A 19,326-nucleotide genomic window follows, 5' to 3' on the forward strand; every position below is an offset into this window, starting at 1 on the left:
TTATACCGCCAGATAGCTATCGATGTTTAAGCTTAAAAGAGCTTCGTTTGCTAGATCATTTTTTATTAAAAACTCTTTAAGACGCTCTAAATCCTCTTTTTTAATACTCAAATCATCATAAGAAGCTATATCCTGATCTAGCACATTTTTTATAATTTTTTGGTTTTGTCCTAGTAGAGATCCGCCTAAAACAGCTGCTTCATCATGGTTTTTAGATATAAAATGAGCAGCTTTTTTAAAGCTTTCTAATACTTCATCAAAGCCGTTTAAATTTAGTATCTCTTCGTGAAAGTTTAGAATACAGCATATATGAGATTTTTCTATATCTTTACTGAAAATCAAATTTTTAGCTCTTTTTTTAGATACGGCTAGCTGACCAAAAGGCTCGGCGACTATGTACGCGTCAAGCCTTCCGCTAAGCAGAGCAAAAGGCATCTCGGTAGGCGCCATATCTATGATATTTACCTTGTTTTTTAAATTTGAACTTTCCAAAAGTTTATCTAGTAAATAATAATGTGTACTAAAACGAGAGGGAATTCCTATATTTTTACCTTTTAAGTCTTCCAAATTTGATATATCTTTTCTTGCTACGAGCGCCGAACCGTTTTTATGAGCTGCAAGGACGGCTTTTATCTTCACTCCGCTTGCTCTTAGCATAAGTCCTAGCGGAGCTAACAAAAACGCTGCGTCTATCGCTTTGCTCCTTAACGCTTCGCTAAGATCAGCCCAGTTTGAAAATTTAATCGGAATAATCTCATATTTTTCGTTTTTGTAAAGCTCTTTTGCTATGATAATAAGATGATCTGTTATAGGCAAAAATCCTACTTTTATAGGAATTTTAAGTTTACTCGCTAGAGTTTTTGATGTGTGAAATGCCAAAAAACTCGCCAAAAATCCAAGTGCGTATCTCCTTGTCATGATGCGACCTTACAAAACTGCTTCCATTTTTTTATGCAGCCGCTACCGTTTTTTATGTCGTCTATCTCTTTTAAAAGATGTTTTATGCTAGGAGTTACTATAAGCACGAAATTTCCCTCTCGTTGCACTCTGGCGGCTTTTGCGTTTTTAAAATATCCTTTGGTTCCGCTAAATAAAACCGCTGCGTTTGTCGTTTTTTGCGTTAAAAGCGACGCGTCAAGTCTTAGTTGTAAAATTTCAAGCGAGTTTACTAAATTTATATTAAAAGCCGCATTTTCAACTTTTTTTAGTAGTTCGTCAAGCTCAAGTTTTAAACTCTCATAGCTAAAAGGTAAATACGCGTTTATATGAGAGTGAGTCTTGTTTGAGCGCTCTATTACTTCTAAACTCGCATTTATGATACCAGCTGCAATTCCTGCTTGAAGCAAGATAAATCCAGGAGTGATCTTGATCAAATAGCTATAGATATCGTTTGTTAAGATATCGCTATCAGGCAAAAAGTACTCTTTTAGGGTTACTGATTTTGTTGCTGAGCCCTCAAGCGTGCTGTATTTTATATGTTCGCCGAGTTTTACTCTCTTATCACACCTTATAACTCCCATTATAGGCTTGTTTTCATCTAAAGCTATAGCTCCAAATACGCTTCCTTGCTCGATATTTGACACCCAAGCAAGAGTTCCGCTCACGATATATCCGCCGTTAGTTCTTACCGCTTTTAGCCGGTTTTTTTCTATACCGGCAAATGCTTTCATAGAATTTGATAGTGCGGTTCCGCCTAAAATTTCAGCTTTTTTTAATTTTGGTAAAAGTTCGTTTTTAAGGTTTTCGTTGTCGCTATTTAGCAGATACCAGATAAGCGCAAATTGGCACCACATGCAAAATCCGGTCGTCCCGCAAATTTCAGCTACTTTAGATATGTTTAGTATAGCTTTAAATAGATCATTTCTTTGATCTAAAACGCTAAAATATCCGCTAGTTCCGAGTTCATTTATGATATCTTTCGCATAAATTCCCTCCGCGTCGATGCGAGGTGCAAGGTTTGCTAATTTTTGTAGTGCCATTTTCAATCCTTTTAAATTTATTTAACTTCTAAATTTACGTTTCTAAGCAGAGTATTTGCAACAGGCGAATACTTAAGCGCGTGAGCGATAAGAGCTTCGTTTGCGGCTTTGTCTGCATTACTTTGTAGATCAACTTTTACTCTAACATCGGTAAATCCAAGAGGTTTTTCGCTTAAATCTCCCGTTCCCCAAACTGCAGTTATATTTAGATCGCCTTCAAGCTCTACTTCAAGTTTTGTTATAACTATGTTTTGCGCTATCGCGTTTGCGTGAATTCCTACGGCTATACAACTTCCAAGAGCAGCTAAAACAGCTTCGCTAGGATTTGGCGCAGTGTCTTCTCCAAGTAAAGTAGGCGGCTCGTCTACTATGTATGCTGGTAGATTTCTTATGTAGTTTGCGTGGCGAAACTTACCTTCTGCAACCGTGCGACATTTAAGCGTTTTTATAACATCCGGATTTTCTTTTCCGGCTTTGATAAGAGCTTCAAGACCGGCCTTATCTATAGGGTCTAGTCTTGTACAAGAATTGATAGCGCAATTTGCCATTTTGTGTCCTTTATTAATATATTTAAAAGATATACTATCTTTTTTATACTGAAATTATAACAGTAAAATCATATCTTGTCAATATAAAGTTAAATACTATATTTTATAATATAAATATAAAGTATATGCTACACAAAGCTTCATAAGTATTTTTATGATAAAATAATCAGTAAAAAAATGATTAATAATTTGGAAATTTTAATGAAAGAACTATTTAGAAAGTTAGATTTAAATGATTATTTAGAGAAATTTAACTCGCTTTTAGCTAGAGAAAAACCGCTTTTTATGAGCGGAGACAGCAAGTTGAATTACGAAAAATTAACTGAAATATCTATTTTAAATTTAAAGTCGCCAAATAGAGTGGCAAATCTTGATGATGCGCTTGCTAGGCTCGCAAAGCAAGGTATCTTGCATATCAGTGAGATTTATGAATTTGTTAAGATAATAGACTATTTTGAATACTTAAAGAAGCTTAAATTTGAAAATAAGATGCAAGCTTATCTAGATAAGATAGAAATTCCTAATCAAATATCTAAAATTTGTTCGTATTTTGATAACGAAGGCGAGTTTAAAGAGAGCATTGATGAGCGTTTAGTCGGTATAAATGCGGCTTTTAAAAACAAAAAAGACGAGATAAATAGCGAATTAAAAAGGCTTATTTATACAAAAAGTATTGTTCCATATCTCGTCGATACTCAAATTCACTTTATAAACGATAATGAAGCTCTTTTGGTTCGCGGCGGATTTAACCATGTTTTAAAAGGCAGCGTTATAGCTAGAAGTAGCGGTGGATATTTTTACGTGCTTCCGGCAAATATCTCAAAACTAAAAATCGAGCAGCGTGATTTGCTTGATAAAAAAGATGAGATTATATTTGAACATTCGAAAACAATAAGCTCTATTTTTAGCAAAAATCTTATGTTTTTAAAATTTATAAACTCTGCTTTTGACCATGTTGATGCTCTTATAGCTAGAGTTATGATGGCAAAACTAGGCGATTTAAATTTTGTTTTAAGCGACGGAAGTAGTGATATCGTTTTAAATGAATTCGCTCATCCCGCACTTAAAAATCCTAAACGAGTTAGCGTGAGTTTTAAAGGCAAAATTTTGCTCATAACAGGAGTGAACGCCGGTGGAAAAAGTATGCTATTAAAAAGTATACTTAGTGCAGCTATTTTAGCAAAATATCTACTTCCTATGAGTATAAATTCGCAGCACAGCAAAATCGGTTCTTTTAAAGAGTTTGATACAATTATAGAAGATCCGCAAAGCGCTAAAAACGATATATCTACGTTTGCAGGAAGAATGTTGCATTTTAGCGGACTTTTTGGTAAAAAATCTCTTCTTATAGGCATCGATGAGATAGAGCTGGGAACTGATTTTGAAGAGGCTGCTAGTCTTTATAGCGTTATGATAGATAAACTGCTCGAAAATGATATCAAAATGGTCATAACAACTCACCATAAACGTCTTGCGATGCTGCTTGCAAAACATAGCGATGTAGAGCTTCTAGCTGCACTTTATGATGAAGTAAACTCTCGTCCGAAGTATGAGTTTTTAGCTGGAACTATAGGCAAATCCTATGCTTTTGAAACAGCGGTTCGCTATGGAATATCTTCAAATTTAGTAGCATTAGCTAAAAAGTCTTATGGGGAAGATAAAGAAAATTTAAATGAAGTTATTTCTAAGACCATAAATTTAGAAATGGAATTAAAAATCAAATTGCATGATGCAAATTTAAAAGAGGAGAGATTGAACTCGCTTTTACAAAGTTTAAAAGATCAAAAAGAGAAAGCAGATGAAATTTTAAGAAGCAGTTTAAATCATCTTGAAATAGAGTATTACAAAGCGATAAACGAAGCAAAAAGAGGAATAAATTTAAAAGATATAAAAGATAAGCAAAGAAGCGTAAATAAAGCAAACGAGCTAGTTTCCAATATACAAAAACCTCAAATCTCGCTTGAACCTTTAAATTTAAAAATCGGAGATAGAGTAAAATATGAAAAAATCAAAGGCGAAATACTTAGTTTAAATAAAAATGAGGCGACTATATTAAGTGATGGATTGAAGCTCCGAGTTCCTATAAATTTGTTAAAAAGAAGCGGAAATCAGCCTAATATTCCGCAAAAAAATATAAATGTAAAAGTACAAAAACCTACAAATGCTAGTGTTGTTATAGATCTGCACGGACTAAGAAGCGAAGAGGCGATAGCTAGGCTTGATAAGTTTATCTCCGATAGTCTTGTAATGGGATTTGACGAGGTTTTGATAAAGCATGGCATCGGTACTGGAAAACTTGCTTACGCAGTAAAAGAGTTCTTAAAAGCCCATCCTAGCGTAAAAGCCTATAAAGACGGTACGCCAAGTGAGGGCGGTTTTGGCTCGAAGGTCGTGAAATTATAATGTTTTGTATATTTTCACAAATAAAACCTATTTTTTTAGATATAATGCAGGAATTTAATAAATAAAATGTTGGATAAAATGTCAAATAAGGTTTTAATAGCGCCTTTAATTCTTATTATTTTTCTTTTTTTAATAGCGAATTTCGCCCTTTTTTATATGAAATTCGTAGAAATTTATGATACGAACGGTACGTCTAATTACTATAAATATAGCAAAAGTACAATTGAGTTCGTAAAAAATTATATAGATGGCGCAAATGATGAAGATAGTATAAATAAAAGACTTAAAAGTCTTGATTTTTTGTATTTAAAAGGTGTGGTTTTAGATATAAACGGTTCTAAATTTGAGACTAAGTATAAATTCGGAAATGATTTGAGCGAATTTGATGTTTTAAGCGAGTACCCGGATGCAAAAGATAAGTTAAAAAACACGAATAATCCGTTTTTTGCTAAAAAAATACTCTTAAATAATAAAGTAGAAATTTCATATATTGAAAAAATAGATGAAAATAGAGCTATCGGGTATGAAAAGATCATGCCTTTTAAAATAAATACTATATATTCAAAAGAGTTTTTAGAATGGTTTTATACAAATATGCTTTTTAGCCTTATCGCAGGAGTTATATTTATGATAACTGCGGTTTGTATAATGCTTAAGTTCTATTTTATGCTGAAAAAGACGATGAGACTAGATAACATAGAAATGAAGCGTATAAATAGACTTTTAGAGATTAAAAATAGAGCCTTAAAAAAAGAGCTTTACATAGATAATCTTACAAATATGCCAAGCAGATATAAGCTTGAAAGAGATATAGCGGACTTAAAGCATCCAAGAATAATCGTCATAGACATAGATGATTTTAGCAATATAAGCGACTATTACGGAGATATGATTGCAAATAGAGTTTTGATAGAAGTATCGTCCGCTATAAAAGAATTTGCAAAGATAAACGGACTTAGCGCTTATAATTTTAGACTTGATAAGTTTGTGCTTTTAGAAGATAGCGAATTTGATATAGATAGATATGAGGCTATAGCAAACGACTTGATAGATAAATTTAAAGGCTATATTATACGTATAAATGATGAATATGGTGAAAATATACTTATAGAAATTTGCTGCAGTATAGGTTTTTGTCTTGATTATAAAGATCCTATTAAAAAGGCTTTGATGGCTTTGAAAAGAGCTAAACAAGAGCATAAAGATTATCTTTGTTATTTTACTTATATGGATACTACCAAAGAGTATATAAGGCGCAAAAGACATTCTCATATAATTAGCAAGGCGATTATGAATAACCAAGTAGTTCCGTATTTTCAACCTATTTTCGATAAAGATAAAAACGTCATAAAATATGAAGCTCTAGTTAGAATAGTAAATAACGAAGATGGAGTTTTGTTGCCTGGTATATTTATAAAAGATTCAAAACTGATAAAAAGATATGCTTACATTACAAAAACTATCATTGAAAAATGCTTTTTACAAGCCAAGCTTAATCCTAATGTTGTTATATCCGTAAATATAAGCATAGGAGATATGATAGATGGGGACGTTAGTGCTTTTATAATAGAAAAATTAAGCGAAATGCAAGTTGCTAAACAGATAGTTTTTGAGGTTTTAGAAGATGAAAATATGGAAGATCCAGATAGAGTAAAAAGCTTTATAGATAAAGTTAGAAGAATGGGCTCAAGGATAGCTATAGACGACTTTGGAAGCGGTTATAGTAATTTTTCTTATATACTAAAAATCAAACCGGACTACTTGAAGATAGACGGCTCTATCATAAAGCGCGTAAGCACACAAGAAGATTCATATATTGTAGTTTCTGCTATAGTTGCTTTTGCTAAAAAATTAGGTATCAAAACTATAGCCGAATTTGTATATAATGAAAGTATATTTAAAAGATGTATAGAAATAGGAGTCGATGAGTTTCAAGGATTTTATCTTGGAGAACCAAACGATAAATTTATAGATTAGCGGAGAAAAATGATGGAGAGTTTTATTCAAGGACTGTTTTTTGGATGGGGCGCAGCCGTGCCAGTAGGTCCTATAAATATACTTATAATGTCTTATGCTCTAAAATCATACAAGTTAGGAGTAGCTACCGGACTTGGGGCTATGAGTGTTGATGTTTTGTATCTCGTGCTACTTAGCTTTGGTGTGTTGCAAATTTTAAACCAGCCCGTTTTATTTAATATATTAGCGATTTTCGGCTCTTTATTTTTGATTTATATAGCGTATTTAACTTATAAAAGTGCCGATAAACTGATTAATCAGGATTTAAATTTAAAAGAGAACTCTTTTACCCGCTGCTTTGTAAAAGGCGCTTTTTTAAATTTAATAAATCCTTATATAATAGGCTTTTGGCTATCGGTATCTAGTTTTGCTGCTAAAAGCTCTAGCACGACTTTAAGTTTAGCGGGTCTTATAGCGGCTATAGGAATTTGGATTTTGGGGCTTCCTTTTGCGGTAAGTCGTTCAAAACGTTTTATTTCTCAAGGCGTAGCAAAAATATTTGCATATTTTTCTGCCTGTTTAATGGCGGTTTTTGCTATTATGTTACTTTTTAACACATTTTTTAAAGGCTAAATATGGAAGTTGTAGAAATTTTAAAAGAGCTTTTGAAATTTAAAAGCATTACTCCAGATGATGATGGTGCTATGAATTTTATAAATATGTTTATGGATGGATTTGATGCTGATTTCGTTGATGTAAATGGCATAAAAAATCTTATTTTGACAAAGAAATTCGGAGATGGCGTTCATCTATGTTTCGCAGGTCATATAGACGTAGTGCCTGCCGGAGACGGCTGGGATAGTGATCCTTTTGAACCTGAATTAAAAGATGGTTTTGTTTATGCAAGAGGCGCCCAAGATATGAAAAGCGGAGTAGCGGCTTTTTTATGCGCATGTAAAGACGCTACTAAATTTAACGGAACTCTTAGTATAATCCTTACTAGTGATGAAGAGGGAGACGGTATTTATGGCACTCTAGAAGCTCTTAAATTTTTAAAAAGCAGAGGAAATTTACCGGACTTTGCTTTAGTTGCCGAGCCGACATCTTCAAGTACATTTGGCGATACTATAAAAATCGGTCGAAGAGGCTCGGTAAACGGGGTCGTAACAATAAACGGAGTTCAAGGTCACGCGGCTTATCCTGAAAAATGCGTAAATCCTGTACATCAATTAGCTAGCGTTTTTTCTGATTTTGCAGGATATGAACTTGATAGCGGCAGTAAGTATTTTGGTGCTAGCAAGATTGTTATTACTGATATTAGAGGAGGTATGGAGGTTGTAAATGTTACGCCAAAAAGCGTAAAAATTATGTTTAATGTAAGAAACTCTGAATTAACTAGTTGTGAAGATATAAAAAGATATACTGAGCATATTTTTAATGGATTTGATTTTACTTTAAGTCTAAAAGAGAGTTCAAAACCGTTTTTAACAGATGAAAGTTCAAAGATAGTCATTCAGGCTCAAAAAAGCATTGAAAATATCTGCAAAATTTCACCTGATCTTAGTACTAGCGGCGGTACTAGCGATGCTAGATATTTTGCGGCTTTTGGAGTTCCTGTTGTAGAGTTTGGAGTAGTGAATGATAGAATTCACGCCATAAACGAGAGAGTTTTACAAAGCGAGGTGGAGTCTTTATATCTTGTATTTAAAGATTTAATTGAGAATTTTGAGTAAATTTTTTTAATGATATTTTTTTAAATTTTTTTAAATTAAAATGATATATACTAATCGAACAATAAATCTAGGAGTTGGACTATGAAAGAAAAGCATTATCAAGTTGCCATTGTCGGTGGAGGTATAAGCGGTGGAGCGCTTCTATATGAACTGGCAAGATATACGGATATAAATAGTATGGTTTTAATAGAAAAATATGGCGGGCTAGCAACTTTAAACTCAAAAGGTACGGCAAATTCTCAAACAGTACATTGCGGTGATATAGAAACAAACTATACATTTGAAAAAGCCAGCAAAGTAAGAAAAACAGCCAGAATGGTCGTAAAATACGGTCTTCAACACGGCTACCAAAACAAATATATGTTTGATGGTCAAAAGATGGCTATAGGCGTAGGCGATAGTGAAGTTGAATTTATAAAAAAACGTTATGAAGAGTTTAAAGTTCTTTATCCTTATATAGAATTTTACGATAAAGACGAATTGTCAAAAATAGAGCCGAAAATTATATATGATGCAAATGGTTTTGCAAGAAATGAAAACGTAGTCGGAATGGGCGTTAAAAGCGGTGAATATACTACTGTGGATTACGGAGCTTTTACAACTACTTTTGTTGATAATGCTAGAAATGAAGGAAAAGAGTGTGATTTATACCTAAATAGCGAGGTGCAAAACATAACTCAAGCCGGCGATAAATTCTTCATAGAAACCAAAAACGGTCTGTCTATTAGCGCAAATTTCGTTGTTGTAAATGCCGGAGCGCATTCGCTATTTTTGGCCCATAAAATGGGCTATGGGTTGGATTTTGGTTGTTTACCAGTAGCGGGAAGTTTCTATCTTACTAAACAAAAACTTTTAAACGGTAAAGTTTATATGGTGCAAAATCCAAAACTTCCTTTTGCGGCTTTGCACGGCGATCCTGATATTTTAGCTAATGGCTGTACGAGATTTGGTCCAACTGCACTTGCTCTTCCAAAGCTTGAGAGATATCATGGAACATATAGAAGTTTTATGGATTTTTGTAAAACTTTAAATTTAGACGGTGATATAGTTAAGATATTTTACGATTTATTTAAAGACTCTGAGATAAGAAATTATATACTTAGAAACTTTTTATTTGAAGTTCCGCTTTTAAATAAACAATTATTCGTAAAAGATGCTAGAAAAATAGTTCCTAGCTTACAAATCGGCGACATATATTATGCAAAAGGTTTTGGCGGAGTAAGACCTCAAGTTCTAAATAAAACTGAGAAAAAATTAATGCTCGGCGAAGCTAGTATAAATACTAAAAAAGGAATTATTTTTAATATGACCCCAAGTCCTGGAGCAACTAGTTGCCTTGGAAATGCTTTGAGAGACGTTAAAGAGATTTGCGCGTTTTTAGGCAGTACATTTTATGAAGATAAATTTAATGAAGAGCTTGTCGATAAAGAGTAAAGATAATATAGATAGTCTGGATTTTTATGCAAAAATAGAACCTCTTTTAGGATTTTACGAAGCTTACGATGAGCTCTATAAAAAATATCTAAATTTAATTGAATCGCTTAAATTTGAAAATGGTGATTTGGCTCTTGATTTTGGCTGCGGAAATGGGAAATTTAGTTTATTATTGTCATCTAAATTTAAAGTTTTAGGGCTAGATATTAGCCCTAAAATGGCCGAAATTTGTAGCTTGAAAGGCATAAAAACTCTTGTTTGTCCTATAGACAAACTTGATATGGAATTTGATCTTATAACAGCAGTTAGCGACGTGCTAAACTATATGACTCAAAATGAGTTGTTTAAGTTTTTTAGTTCTGCTAGCAATAAGTTGAAACCCGGCGGATATCTTATTTTTGATCTAAATACGCAATTCGGTTTTGATAGCGTGGCTAGCGGAAGCTTATATATCAAAGATAAAAATAATGATTTAATAATAGACTCAAACTATGAAAACAAAAGTCTTAATACTGAATTTATATATTTTGAAGAGCAAGATAATTTGTATAAAAAATCTAAATTTGAAATTACTCAGTACTATCACTCTTATAAATTTATAAAAGATAATTGCCCATTAGAGCTTGTAAAAACTATGAAAATAGAGCTTTTTAGCGACTCTTTAGCCGATAAAGAAATTTATATATTTCAAAAACAGACTTAGTAGCCAAATTGTAGTTTAATTTTTGCTATAATTAAGATAAAAAATAAGGAGTAAGTCTATGATAGATAAAAGAACAAAAATCGTAGCCACAGTAGGACCGGCTAGTGATAGCATAGAGACGATAGAAGCCTTAGCAAAAGAGGGCGTGAACGTATTTAGACTAAATTTTTCTCACGGAACGCATGAATATCATAAATCAACATTAGATAAAGTTAGGGAGATTGAAAAGAGATTAGGATTTAGATTGGGCGTTTTGCAAGATATTTGCGGACCAAAGATAAGGGTAGGAAAGCTACAAAATCCGTTTGAGCTAAAAGCAGGAGATAAACTCATAGTCGTCAAAGACGATATAATCGGCGTTCAAATTGCTCTAAATGAGTATAAACTTAGTATAAATCATCCTGAAATTTCAAATCTTATAAAAGAGGGCGAATATATATATTTATATGATGGAATGATTAGAGCTAAAGTCATAAAAGTTGCAGATCGGATAGAAACTATTATCGAAAATGATGGAGTTTTAAACTCAAATAAAGGTGTAAATTTTCCAAATACTAAGCTAAATATCGAAGTCATCACAGAAAAAGATAAAAAAGATCTAGAATGGGGCGCGAAAAACGGCGTGGATTTTGTTGCGGTTAGTTTTGTACAAAATGCGAAAGACGTGCAAAAAGCAAAAGATCTCATAAAAGAATTCGGCGGACACGCTAAAGTTTTTGCAAAGATAGAAAAATTTGACGCCGTTGAAAATATAGATGAGATAGTACGCGTGAGTGACGGTATAATGGTAGCTCGTGGAGATCTTGGCATAGAAGTTCCATATTACAAAGTACCATCCATTCAAAAAAGTATCATAAGAAAAGCAAATGAAGCAAACAGACCAGTCATCACCGCAACTCAGATGATGCTTTCAATGGCAAAAAACGAAAGCGCAACAAGAGCCGAGATCAGCGACGTGGCAAACGCCGTTTTAGATGGAACTGACGCGGTTATGTTAAGTGAAGAAAGTGCTGTGGGTATAAATCCTGTTGCGGTTGTAAGAGCGATGAGCGCAACCATAGCAGAGAGTGAAAAGATCTATCCTTACGGTAAATTCGATGAGTTTTCTTTTGTAGATGAAACCGATATGGTAGCAAGCTCAACTTCAAGACTAGCTACTAGGATAGGGGTTTGTTCTATTATCTCTATAACAAGTTCTGGTCAAAGTGCGGTGAAAATGGCTAGAAATCGTCCAAATATGGATATCATAGCAGTGGCTCACGACGAGGAAACGGCTAGAAGTTTGACTATAGTTTGGGGAGTAAAACCGTCTCTTGTTATAAAAAAAAGCAGGTTAAATATCTTACTTGCAAACGCTATTCAAGGACTGCATAGAGCAGGACTTATAAGCGATGAATGTACTTATATAATGACCGCCGGTTATCCTACTGGCGCCATTGGAAGTACAAATTTTATAAGAATACTAAAAAAAGATCAGATAGACTATTATTTAGACGCTGCTTTGTAGCGTGATGGGGGAAATTTGGAAAAGTTAGACATAGATATAAAAGGTATTAAAACTTCGCTTATTTACGAGTATAGTTCGTCTTTGCCTATTGTAAATTTAAAACTTGTGTTTAAGGTAGCAGGAAGCATTTATGCTATAAAACCAGGTCTTGCAAAGATAAGTGCCGCTTTGCTTAATGAAGGTACAAAGCAACTTGGAGTAAATGAGTTTAGCAAACGCCTTGAAATGCTTGCTATAGATATAAATGCAAGCGCGGGATTTGAAAGTTTTTCTATAGAGATAAACTGTTTAAAAGAGCATTTTAAATTTGCTTTTGATATGTTGATTAAACTTTTGAGTGATCCAAACTATAGTGAAGATACGTTAAATAAGTTAAAGATCAATGCTTTAGGAACTATAGCGGCGAACGCTAGCGATTTTGACTATCAAGCAAAAGTGAAGTTAAATGAAATTTTATTTGACGGAACAAATTTAAGTATGCCTTCTATCGGTACAAAATCTAGTATAGAGAGCATAGAGATAGAGGATATTAGAAATTTTTTGATACATAATCTTGATATATCAAATTTATTTTTAGTTTTGGGCGGAGATATAGAGGTTTGCAATGTTGATTTTCAGGCTTTGAAAAATGTTTTAAAAAAGGGAAAACGACGAGAGATTGAGGAAATTCATACAAGCGACGAATGTAAAAAAGAGTTTATTGTAAAACAAAGCGAACAAGCATATATATATTTTGGCTCTCCATTTAGTGTAAAAGATGATGAAAAATATCTAGCTAGTGTGGCTACTTTTATACTTGGAAGCAGCGGTTTTGGAAGCAGACTTATGGAAGAAATTAGAGTAAAAAGAGGTCTTGCATACTCTGTATATGCTAGAAATGATCTAAATTTATCGTATAAAGCGATTAGTGGATATTTGCAGACAAAAAATGAGAGCAAGGATGAGGCCATAAGCGTAGTTCAGTCTGAGTTTGAAAAATTTATAGGAGACGGAGTTAGTCAAAAAGAGCTTGATCAGGCTAAAAATTTCTTGCTTGGTAGTGAGCCTTTGTCTAAAGAAACTCTATTTAAGCGTCTTTCTATAGCGCAAAATGAGTATTATTTTGGATATGAGCTTGGTGAATTTGATAGAAATTTAAATAAGATAAAGGCCTTAAAGCTTGATAGATTAAATGAGTTCATAAAATCTCACGATGAGATACTAAAACAGTCTTTTGCAGTAATTTATAATGAAATTTGACAGCGACGCCAAAGATCTAAAAAGCATCGGTATAAACTCACTTCTTGATTTAGCTTTGATGTTGCCTAAATCCTATGATGATTTAAGTATTTCACACACCCCAAATGAAGGTGAAAATAGCGTTGAGATAGAGACTAAATTTAGTAAAAGAATAGGCTCTATGCTCACTGTTACGGCATGTTGTATTACATGGCAATGCGATATAAGATTAGTTATATTTAATGCAAAACCGTGGCACTATATGGCTTTTAAGAGCGGAAAGACGATGTTTATTCATGCAAAATCAAGCTTTAGTTATGGATCATGGCAATTTATAAATCCCAAAGTAGTCACAAAAGTAGGCTCGATAATACCGCATTATAAAACAGATATTACAGATGCAAAACTAGAAAAACTTATAAAAAAATATTTAAATTTAAAAAATCTTACAGATGAAGGGCTTGATTTAAAAGAAGCTAAAACCTTGCTTAGCATACATGAAAATAGTAAAAATAGCACAAAAATAATTGCAAATTTGCAAAACGATCCGAGTACTTTGAGAGTTCTTAAATTTGTAGAAATTTATAATTATATAAAAAAATTAAGCAGCAAAAAATCCCAATTTCCTGGAGTACGAATAAAGCCTTTTAATATCGACAGTTGGCTTGAAAGTTTACCATTTAAACCGACAAATGATCAATTAGCCGCAATAAAAGATATAAAAAACGATATAAGTCAAAATATAGCCGCAAAAAGAGTTATAATGGGAGATGTCGGCAGCGGTAAGACTCTTGTTATGCTTGCAGCTGCTCTTATGATATATCCTAAACCGGCGGTTTTGATGGCGCCAACTAGTATATTGGCCGATCAGTTATATAGTGAAGCAAAGCGACTTTTACCTAGCTTTTATAATACCGTATTAGTTAAAAAAGGTGCTAAAAATGTAGATTTTAGTGACGCAAATTTGATCATCGGAACTCATGTTTTATTGTATCAATCCTTGCCGCAAAGTCCACTTGTTATGGTTGATGAACAACATAGATTTGGCTCAAATCAGCGCAAAAAAATAGATGAGCTTACAAGGGATTTTGATAAAAGAGCTCATTTTTTGCAATTTAGCGCTACTCCTATCCCAAGAACGCTTAGTCTTATAGAGTCTCAGATTGTTAGTTTTAGTTTTTTAAAAGAGATTCCCTATAAGAAAAATATTCATACCATCATACTGCAAAACTCTGGATTCAGTGGACTTTTAGAGCATTTAAAAAACGAAATTCAAAAAAACAGACAAGCTATAATAGTATATCCACTTGTAGAAGAAAGCGAAATGAGCAGTTATCAAAGTTTAAGTGAAGCTAGCGGTTTTTGGGAATCTAGATTCGAAAAAGTGTATTTAACTCACGGAAAAGATAGAGATAAAGAAGATACTTTAAAAAAATTTGCCTACGATGGAAATATTTTACTTACGACGACTGTCGTAGAAGTAGGTATATCGTTACCAAAACTCTCTACAATAGTTATAGTAGGTGCTGAGCGTTTAGGTCTTGCTACTCTTCATCAGCTCAGAGGGAGAGTCGGTAGGAACGGCGGCGAGGGTTGGTGCTATATATACACTAAACTAAAAGATCCGCCAAATAGACTTTTAGAGTTTTCTAGGACTTTGGACGGATTTTTAGTGGCAAAATTAGATCTCAAAAATCGTCAAGCAGGAGACGTTTTAGACGGAACTTTACAGCATGGAGCTACATTCAATTATTATGATATGGAAGAAGACATTACTCAAGAAGCAACCCATAGGCTTTGCAAATTTAAAGCCCCATAAAAAGGCTTTAAATATTATTTAACAGAAGTGGTTTTCATTTGGATCTCGCTTATAAGATAGTTTGCGCTATTTATAGCTTTTATCTTGCTTAGTGAGAGTTCAGTTTTTTAGGTTGCTTAATATCCTTTTATGCATGAATATGATATATCCAAGATCTATTTTTGATTGTTACAAATAAAATTTATTGATTGTAAAAGAAAAATTAAGAACAATTTAGATATAATTAAGCATTATTTTATATAAAATTAAAGGTATAATATGAGTAAGTGGAATAGAGACAGCTGGAGAGATTATAATATTTTGCAACAACCGCATTATCCGGATAAAAATGAACTAAAAAATGCTGAAGATAAGCTAAAAAGTCTACCGCCGCTCGTTTTTGCTGGAGAGGTCAGAAATTTAAAAGATGAATTAAAAAACGTTACGCTAGGAAAAAGCTTTTTGTTGCAAGGCGGAGATTGTGCTGAAAGTTTCTCTAATTTTAGTGCAAACGGTATAAGAGATATGTTTAAAATAATGCTTCAAATGGCAATAGTATTGACATTTGCCGGAGGCTGTCCTGTAGTCAAAGTAGGTCGCGTCGCAGGTCAATTTGCTAAGCCTAGAAGTAGCGATTTTGAAGATATCGACGGAGTGAAACTTCCAAGCTATAGAGGCGATATTATAAATGGTTTTGATTTTACGGAAGAGGCTAGAATACCAGATCCAAAAAGAATGATAGATGCTTATTATCAAAGTGCTTCTACGCTAAATTTATTAAGAGCATTTTCGCGCGGAGGGCTTGCAAATTTAAATGAAGTTCATAGATGGAATCTTGGATTTATAAAAAAAGCAGAACTTGATAATAAGTTTGAAAAATTAGCAGATGAACTTACCGGGGCGCTTAAATTTATGGAAGCGTGCGGTGTGACGACTCAAAATACTCCGACGCTTAGCGAAACAAAACTATATACGTCTCACGAGGCATTGCTTTTGCCTTATGAAGAGGCTTTAACTAGAGTAGATAGCCTTACGAATGAATGGTATGATTGTTCGGCTCATATGCTTTGGATAGGTGAAAGAACACGCGGAATCAATGATGCGCACGTGCATTTTTTAAGCGGTATAAAAAATCCGATAGGGTGCAAAATAGGACCTGATGGCAAACCGGGCGATATCATATCTTTAGCAGGGAAACTAAATCCAGATAATGAACCAGGACGCCTAAATATCATTATTAGAATGGGAGCAGATAAGATAGAAGACAGGCTTCCTGCTATATTGAACGATGTAAAAAAAGAAGGACTTAATATCCTTTGGAGCATAGATCCTATGCATGGAAATACTATAAAAGCTAGCAGTGGATTTAAAACACGTGAGTTTAATAATGTTATGAGAGAGGTCAAGAGTTTCTTTGAAATTCATAGAGCGTGCGGTACAATAGCTGGCGGAGTACATCTTGAGATGACCGGTCAAGATGTAACAGAATGTGTTGGAGGTGCGTTTAACGTTACTGAAGATTCATTAGGAAATAGGTATGAAACTCAATGCGATCCAAGGTTGAATGCGGATCAAGCCTTAGAGCTTGCATTTTTGATAGCCGATTTAGTTAAAAAGCGCTAAATTTAACCGTTTTTAATACATTTTTAAATTTAAATTAATAAATTTAAAGAATAAATTTAGTTGGATTATGAAATTTTATAATCCAACTAAATTTTGAAATTTATATTTTTTATATTTTAATTGTCTGACTTAAATTAATAAAAAAATATTATAAAAGTATATTATATTATCTGCCCATTTGCGCGGATTATGTATTTATAAGTAGTGAGCTCATTTAATCCAACCGGACCTCTTGCGTGAAGTTTATTTGTGCTTATACCGATCTCTGCACCAAATCCAAACTCGCCGCCGTCGCTAAAACGAGTAGATGCGTTTGCATAAACACAAGCGCTATCTACTAAGCTTAAAAATCTCTCACAAATACTGTAGCTTTCACTAATTACTGCTTCAGAGTGTCCTGAGCTAAATTCGCTTATATGTTCTAGAGATTCTTCCAAATTTTTTACTATTTTTAAATTTAGTTTAAAATCAAGGTATTCAGTAGAGTAGTTTTGTTCGTTTGCCAACTCACAATCTATGATTTTTGCTGTTTTTTTGCAGCCAAAAATTATAACATTAAACTCATCTAGCGACTTTTTTAAATTCGGTATAAACTCATTGGCCACTTCTTCGTGAACCAAAATAGTTTCAGCAGCGTTGCACACTCCTGGTCGTGAGCATTTCGCATTTACACAAATACTTAATGCTTTATCAAGATCCGCAAACTCATCAACATAGATATGACATAGTCCTTTATCGTGTTTTAAAACCGGGATTGTTGCATTTTGGCTTACGAATTTAACTAAGTTTTCACCACCTCTAGGAACTATAAGATCTAGATATTTATCCATATTTATAAGCTTCTTGACTTCGTTTCTATCGATATCTAGATAAACAACGCAGTTTTTGTCTAAACCGCATTTTTGTAAAGCTTTGTGGATGGCTTTTATTATGGCTAAGTTCGTATTTTTAGCTTCTTTGCCGCCTTTTAGAGCGCATCCGTTTGCACTTTTTATACAAAGTGCGGCTACTTCGGCCGTGACATTTGGGCGAGACTCATAAATCGTAGCTATATTACCAAGCGGAATGGTGATTTTTTCTATTTTTAGTCCGGATTTTGTCTGCCAACCATCTTTTATTACGCCTATAACATCTTTTAAATTTGCTATATTTTTTATGGAGTTGCATAGATTTTCTATGCTTTTACTAGTTAATTTTAATCTATCTTTTAATGCGCTGCTGAGATCTTGAGCAAGATCTAAATCAATCTTATTAGCAGATAAAATTTCATCTTTGGCACTCATAATTTCGTTTGCAATGTTAATAATCAAATTTTCTCTTTGAGTTTGAGTTAGAATAGACAGTGACTTTGATGAGTTTTTTAAATTATTTAGTAATTTTTCCATTTTTACCTGTTCTTTAAGGAGAATTTTGGTAAATTTTACGATTTATAAGCTTTAAAACAAATAATATACGGAGAAAAAATGGAAAATATATACGATGTGGTCGTTATAGGCGGCGGACCTTTTGGTATAGCCACTGTTGTTGAAGCCAAATACAACGGCTTTAAGAATGTTCTTCTGCTTGAAAAAGGTGATAATCACTCTCAAACCATACGAAAGTTTTACAAAGACGGAAAGAGAGTCGATAAAGTTTATAAAGGTCTAGATAGCCAGACTCATGGAAATGTCGAGTTTTTTGACGGTACAAAAGAGAGTACTTTAAATTACTTTGATAATCTTCTTGACAATGGCAAAATAGACGCGGTGTTTAATATCGAAGTTGAAAGCGTAAAAAAAGACGGCGATATATTCAATATAGTAACATCAAAAAACACCTATAAATCTAAAAACGTGATGATAGGAATAGGAAGAATGGGCAAACCTAACAAACCTGAGTATAAAATTCCGCCATCACTAACTCAAATAGTAAATTTTAATCTAAATAGCTGTAATTGCGGTGAAAATATACTAGTCATAGGCGGCGGAAATTCCGCAGCAGAGTACGCTATAGAGCTTAGCAAATGTAACACCGTAACGCTTTGCTATAGAAAAGAGAAATTTACTAGATTAAACGAGATAAACGAAGCACAAGTTTTTGAATATTTTAACGATAAAAAACTAAACTTAAAGCTTGGAATAGACGTTATTGGTCTAGATAATGAAAACGGTAAGGTAAAAGTTAATTTTAGTAATAACTCTAGTGAAATTTACGATAGAATTATATATGCTATAGGCGGCTCTACTCCGGTTGATTTTTTACAAAAATGCGGTATAGAGTTAAATAAAGATGGAGAGCCGATCGTAGATGAGCATCTTCAAACAAATACTCCAAGGCTGTTTGTAGGAGGAGATATAGCTAGTAAAAATGGCGGAAGTATCGTAGTAGCTTTAAATGATGCTCATACCGTGATTGATTATATTATAAAATCAAAATAAGGTTTCG

At 33.5% G+C, this 19,326-nt stretch carries 15 protein-coding genes; 11 read left to right on the forward strand and 4 right to left on the reverse strand.

Translation table 11 applies throughout. The annotated features are described in order from the left end of the window. Genes DQN38_RS03090 through DQN38_RS03100 form a run of 3 tightly spaced genes read right to left on the reverse strand, consistent with a single transcriptional unit; the run spans nucleotide 1 to nucleotide 2,527 of the window. The gene (locus tag DQN38_RS03090) at nucleotides 1-918 is read right to left on the reverse strand and encodes an ABC transporter substrate-binding protein (RefSeq protein WP_002849026.1); all 918 of its coding nucleotides are present in this window, start codon (nucleotides 916-918) and stop codon (nucleotides 1-3) included. After that, nucleotides 915-1,979, reverse strand: a complete 1,065-nt coding sequence (locus DQN38_RS03095) for an acyl-CoA dehydrogenase family protein (RefSeq protein ID WP_065844108.1) — start codon at nucleotides 1,977-1,979, stop codon at nucleotides 915-917. Before DQN38_RS03095 ends, DQN38_RS03090 begins: the two co-directional genes overlap by 4 nt. A 17-nt stretch (nucleotides 1,980-1,996) precedes the next feature. Next, a complete protein-coding gene (locus DQN38_RS03100; RefSeq protein ID WP_038453102.1) occupies nucleotides 1,997-2,527 on the reverse strand; it encodes an OsmC family protein in 531 nt (176 codons plus the stop codon). A 201-nt stretch (nucleotides 2,528-2,728) separates the two neighbouring features. Here DQN38_RS03100 and DQN38_RS03105 point away from each other — a divergent pair, with 201 nt between their 5' ends. The 10 genes from DQN38_RS03105 to DQN38_RS03150 all read left to right on the forward strand — a co-directional run bounded on the left by DQN38_RS03105 (nucleotide 2,729) and on the right by DQN38_RS03150 (nucleotide 16,902). Then, nucleotides 2,729-4,930: an endonuclease MutS2 gene (locus DQN38_RS03105; RefSeq protein ID WP_011731883.1), complete on the forward strand. Its 2,202-nt coding sequence runs from the start codon at nucleotides 2,729-2,731 to the stop codon at nucleotides 4,928-4,930. Nucleotides 4,931-5,086: 156 nt separating this feature from the next. Beyond that, nucleotides 5,087-6,907, forward strand: coding sequence for an EAL domain-containing protein (locus DQN38_RS03110; protein WP_170117933.1), 1,821 nt, complete (start codon nucleotides 5,087-5,089; stop codon nucleotides 6,905-6,907). 9 nt (nucleotides 6,908-6,916) lie between these two features. After that, the gene (locus DQN38_RS03115; protein WP_002849031.1) at nucleotides 6,917-7,519 is read left to right on the forward strand and encodes a LysE family translocator; all 603 of its coding nucleotides are present in this window, start codon (nucleotides 6,917-6,919) and stop codon (nucleotides 7,517-7,519) included. Nucleotides 7,520-7,521: 2 nt separating this feature from the next. Continuing rightward, entirely contained in the window at nucleotides 7,522-8,619 is a 1,098-nt protein-coding gene (gene dapE / locus DQN38_RS03120) for a succinyl-diaminopimelate desuccinylase (RefSeq protein WP_002849032.1), read from the forward strand. Nucleotides 8,620-8,700: 81 nt separating this feature from the next. Continuing rightward, nucleotides 8,701-10,053 (forward strand): FAD-dependent oxidoreductase, encoded by a 1,353-nt coding sequence (locus tag DQN38_RS03125; protein ID WP_065844087.1) that lies wholly within the window; start codon nucleotides 8,701-8,703, stop codon nucleotides 10,051-10,053. Then, nucleotides 10,013-10,756, forward strand: coding sequence for a class I SAM-dependent DNA methyltransferase (locus DQN38_RS03130; protein WP_041738332.1), 744 nt, complete (start codon nucleotides 10,013-10,015; stop codon nucleotides 10,754-10,756). Before DQN38_RS03125 ends, DQN38_RS03130 begins: the two co-directional genes overlap by 41 nt. Before the next feature lie 61 nt (nucleotides 10,757-10,817). Next, nucleotides 10,818-12,263, forward strand: a complete 1,446-nt coding sequence (pyk, locus tag DQN38_RS03135) for a pyruvate kinase (protein ID WP_065844089.1) — start codon at nucleotides 10,818-10,820, stop codon at nucleotides 12,261-12,263. A 15-nt stretch (nucleotides 12,264-12,278) separates the two neighbouring features. Beyond that, on the forward strand, nucleotides 12,279-13,502 hold the full coding sequence (locus DQN38_RS03140) for a M16 family metallopeptidase (protein WP_065844088.1): 1,224 nt from the start codon (nucleotides 12,279-12,281) through the stop codon (nucleotides 13,500-13,502). Next, nucleotides 13,492-15,300 (forward strand): ATP-dependent DNA helicase RecG, encoded by a 1,809-nt coding sequence (gene recG / locus DQN38_RS03145; RefSeq protein ID WP_010404052.1) that lies wholly within the window; start codon nucleotides 13,492-13,494, stop codon nucleotides 15,298-15,300. The genes DQN38_RS03140 and recG overlap by 11 nt, the downstream gene beginning before the upstream one ends. Nucleotides 15,301-15,558: 258 nt before the next feature. Then, complete coding sequence (locus DQN38_RS03150) at nucleotides 15,559-16,902, forward strand: class II 3-deoxy-7-phosphoheptulonate synthase (RefSeq protein ID WP_111738173.1); 1,344 nt, start codon at nucleotides 15,559-15,561, stop codon at nucleotides 16,900-16,902. A 161-nt stretch (nucleotides 16,903-17,063) separates the two neighbouring features. On the opposite strand, the gene DQN38_RS03155 is transcribed toward DQN38_RS03150, so the two are convergent. Further along, nucleotides 17,064-18,287 carry a glutamate-5-semialdehyde dehydrogenase gene (locus DQN38_RS03155; protein WP_065844205.1) on the reverse strand — a complete coding sequence of 408 codons (1,224 nt, stop codon included), beginning with the start codon at nucleotides 18,285-18,287 and terminating at the stop codon, nucleotides 17,064-17,066. A gap of 78 nt (nucleotides 18,288-18,365) precedes the next feature. Between DQN38_RS03155 and DQN38_RS03160 the strand changes: the two genes are divergently transcribed. After that, nucleotides 18,366-19,319 (forward strand): NAD(P)-binding domain-containing protein, encoded by a 954-nt coding sequence (locus tag DQN38_RS03160; protein ID WP_002849044.1) that lies wholly within the window; start codon nucleotides 18,366-18,368, stop codon nucleotides 19,317-19,319. The last annotated feature ends 7 nt before the right edge of the window (nucleotides 19,320-19,326 follow it).

The sequence above is a fragment of the Campylobacter fetus subsp. fetus genome, from assembly GCF_900475935.1.
GTDB lineage: Bacteria > Campylobacterota > Campylobacteria > Campylobacterales > Campylobacteraceae > Campylobacter > Campylobacter fetus.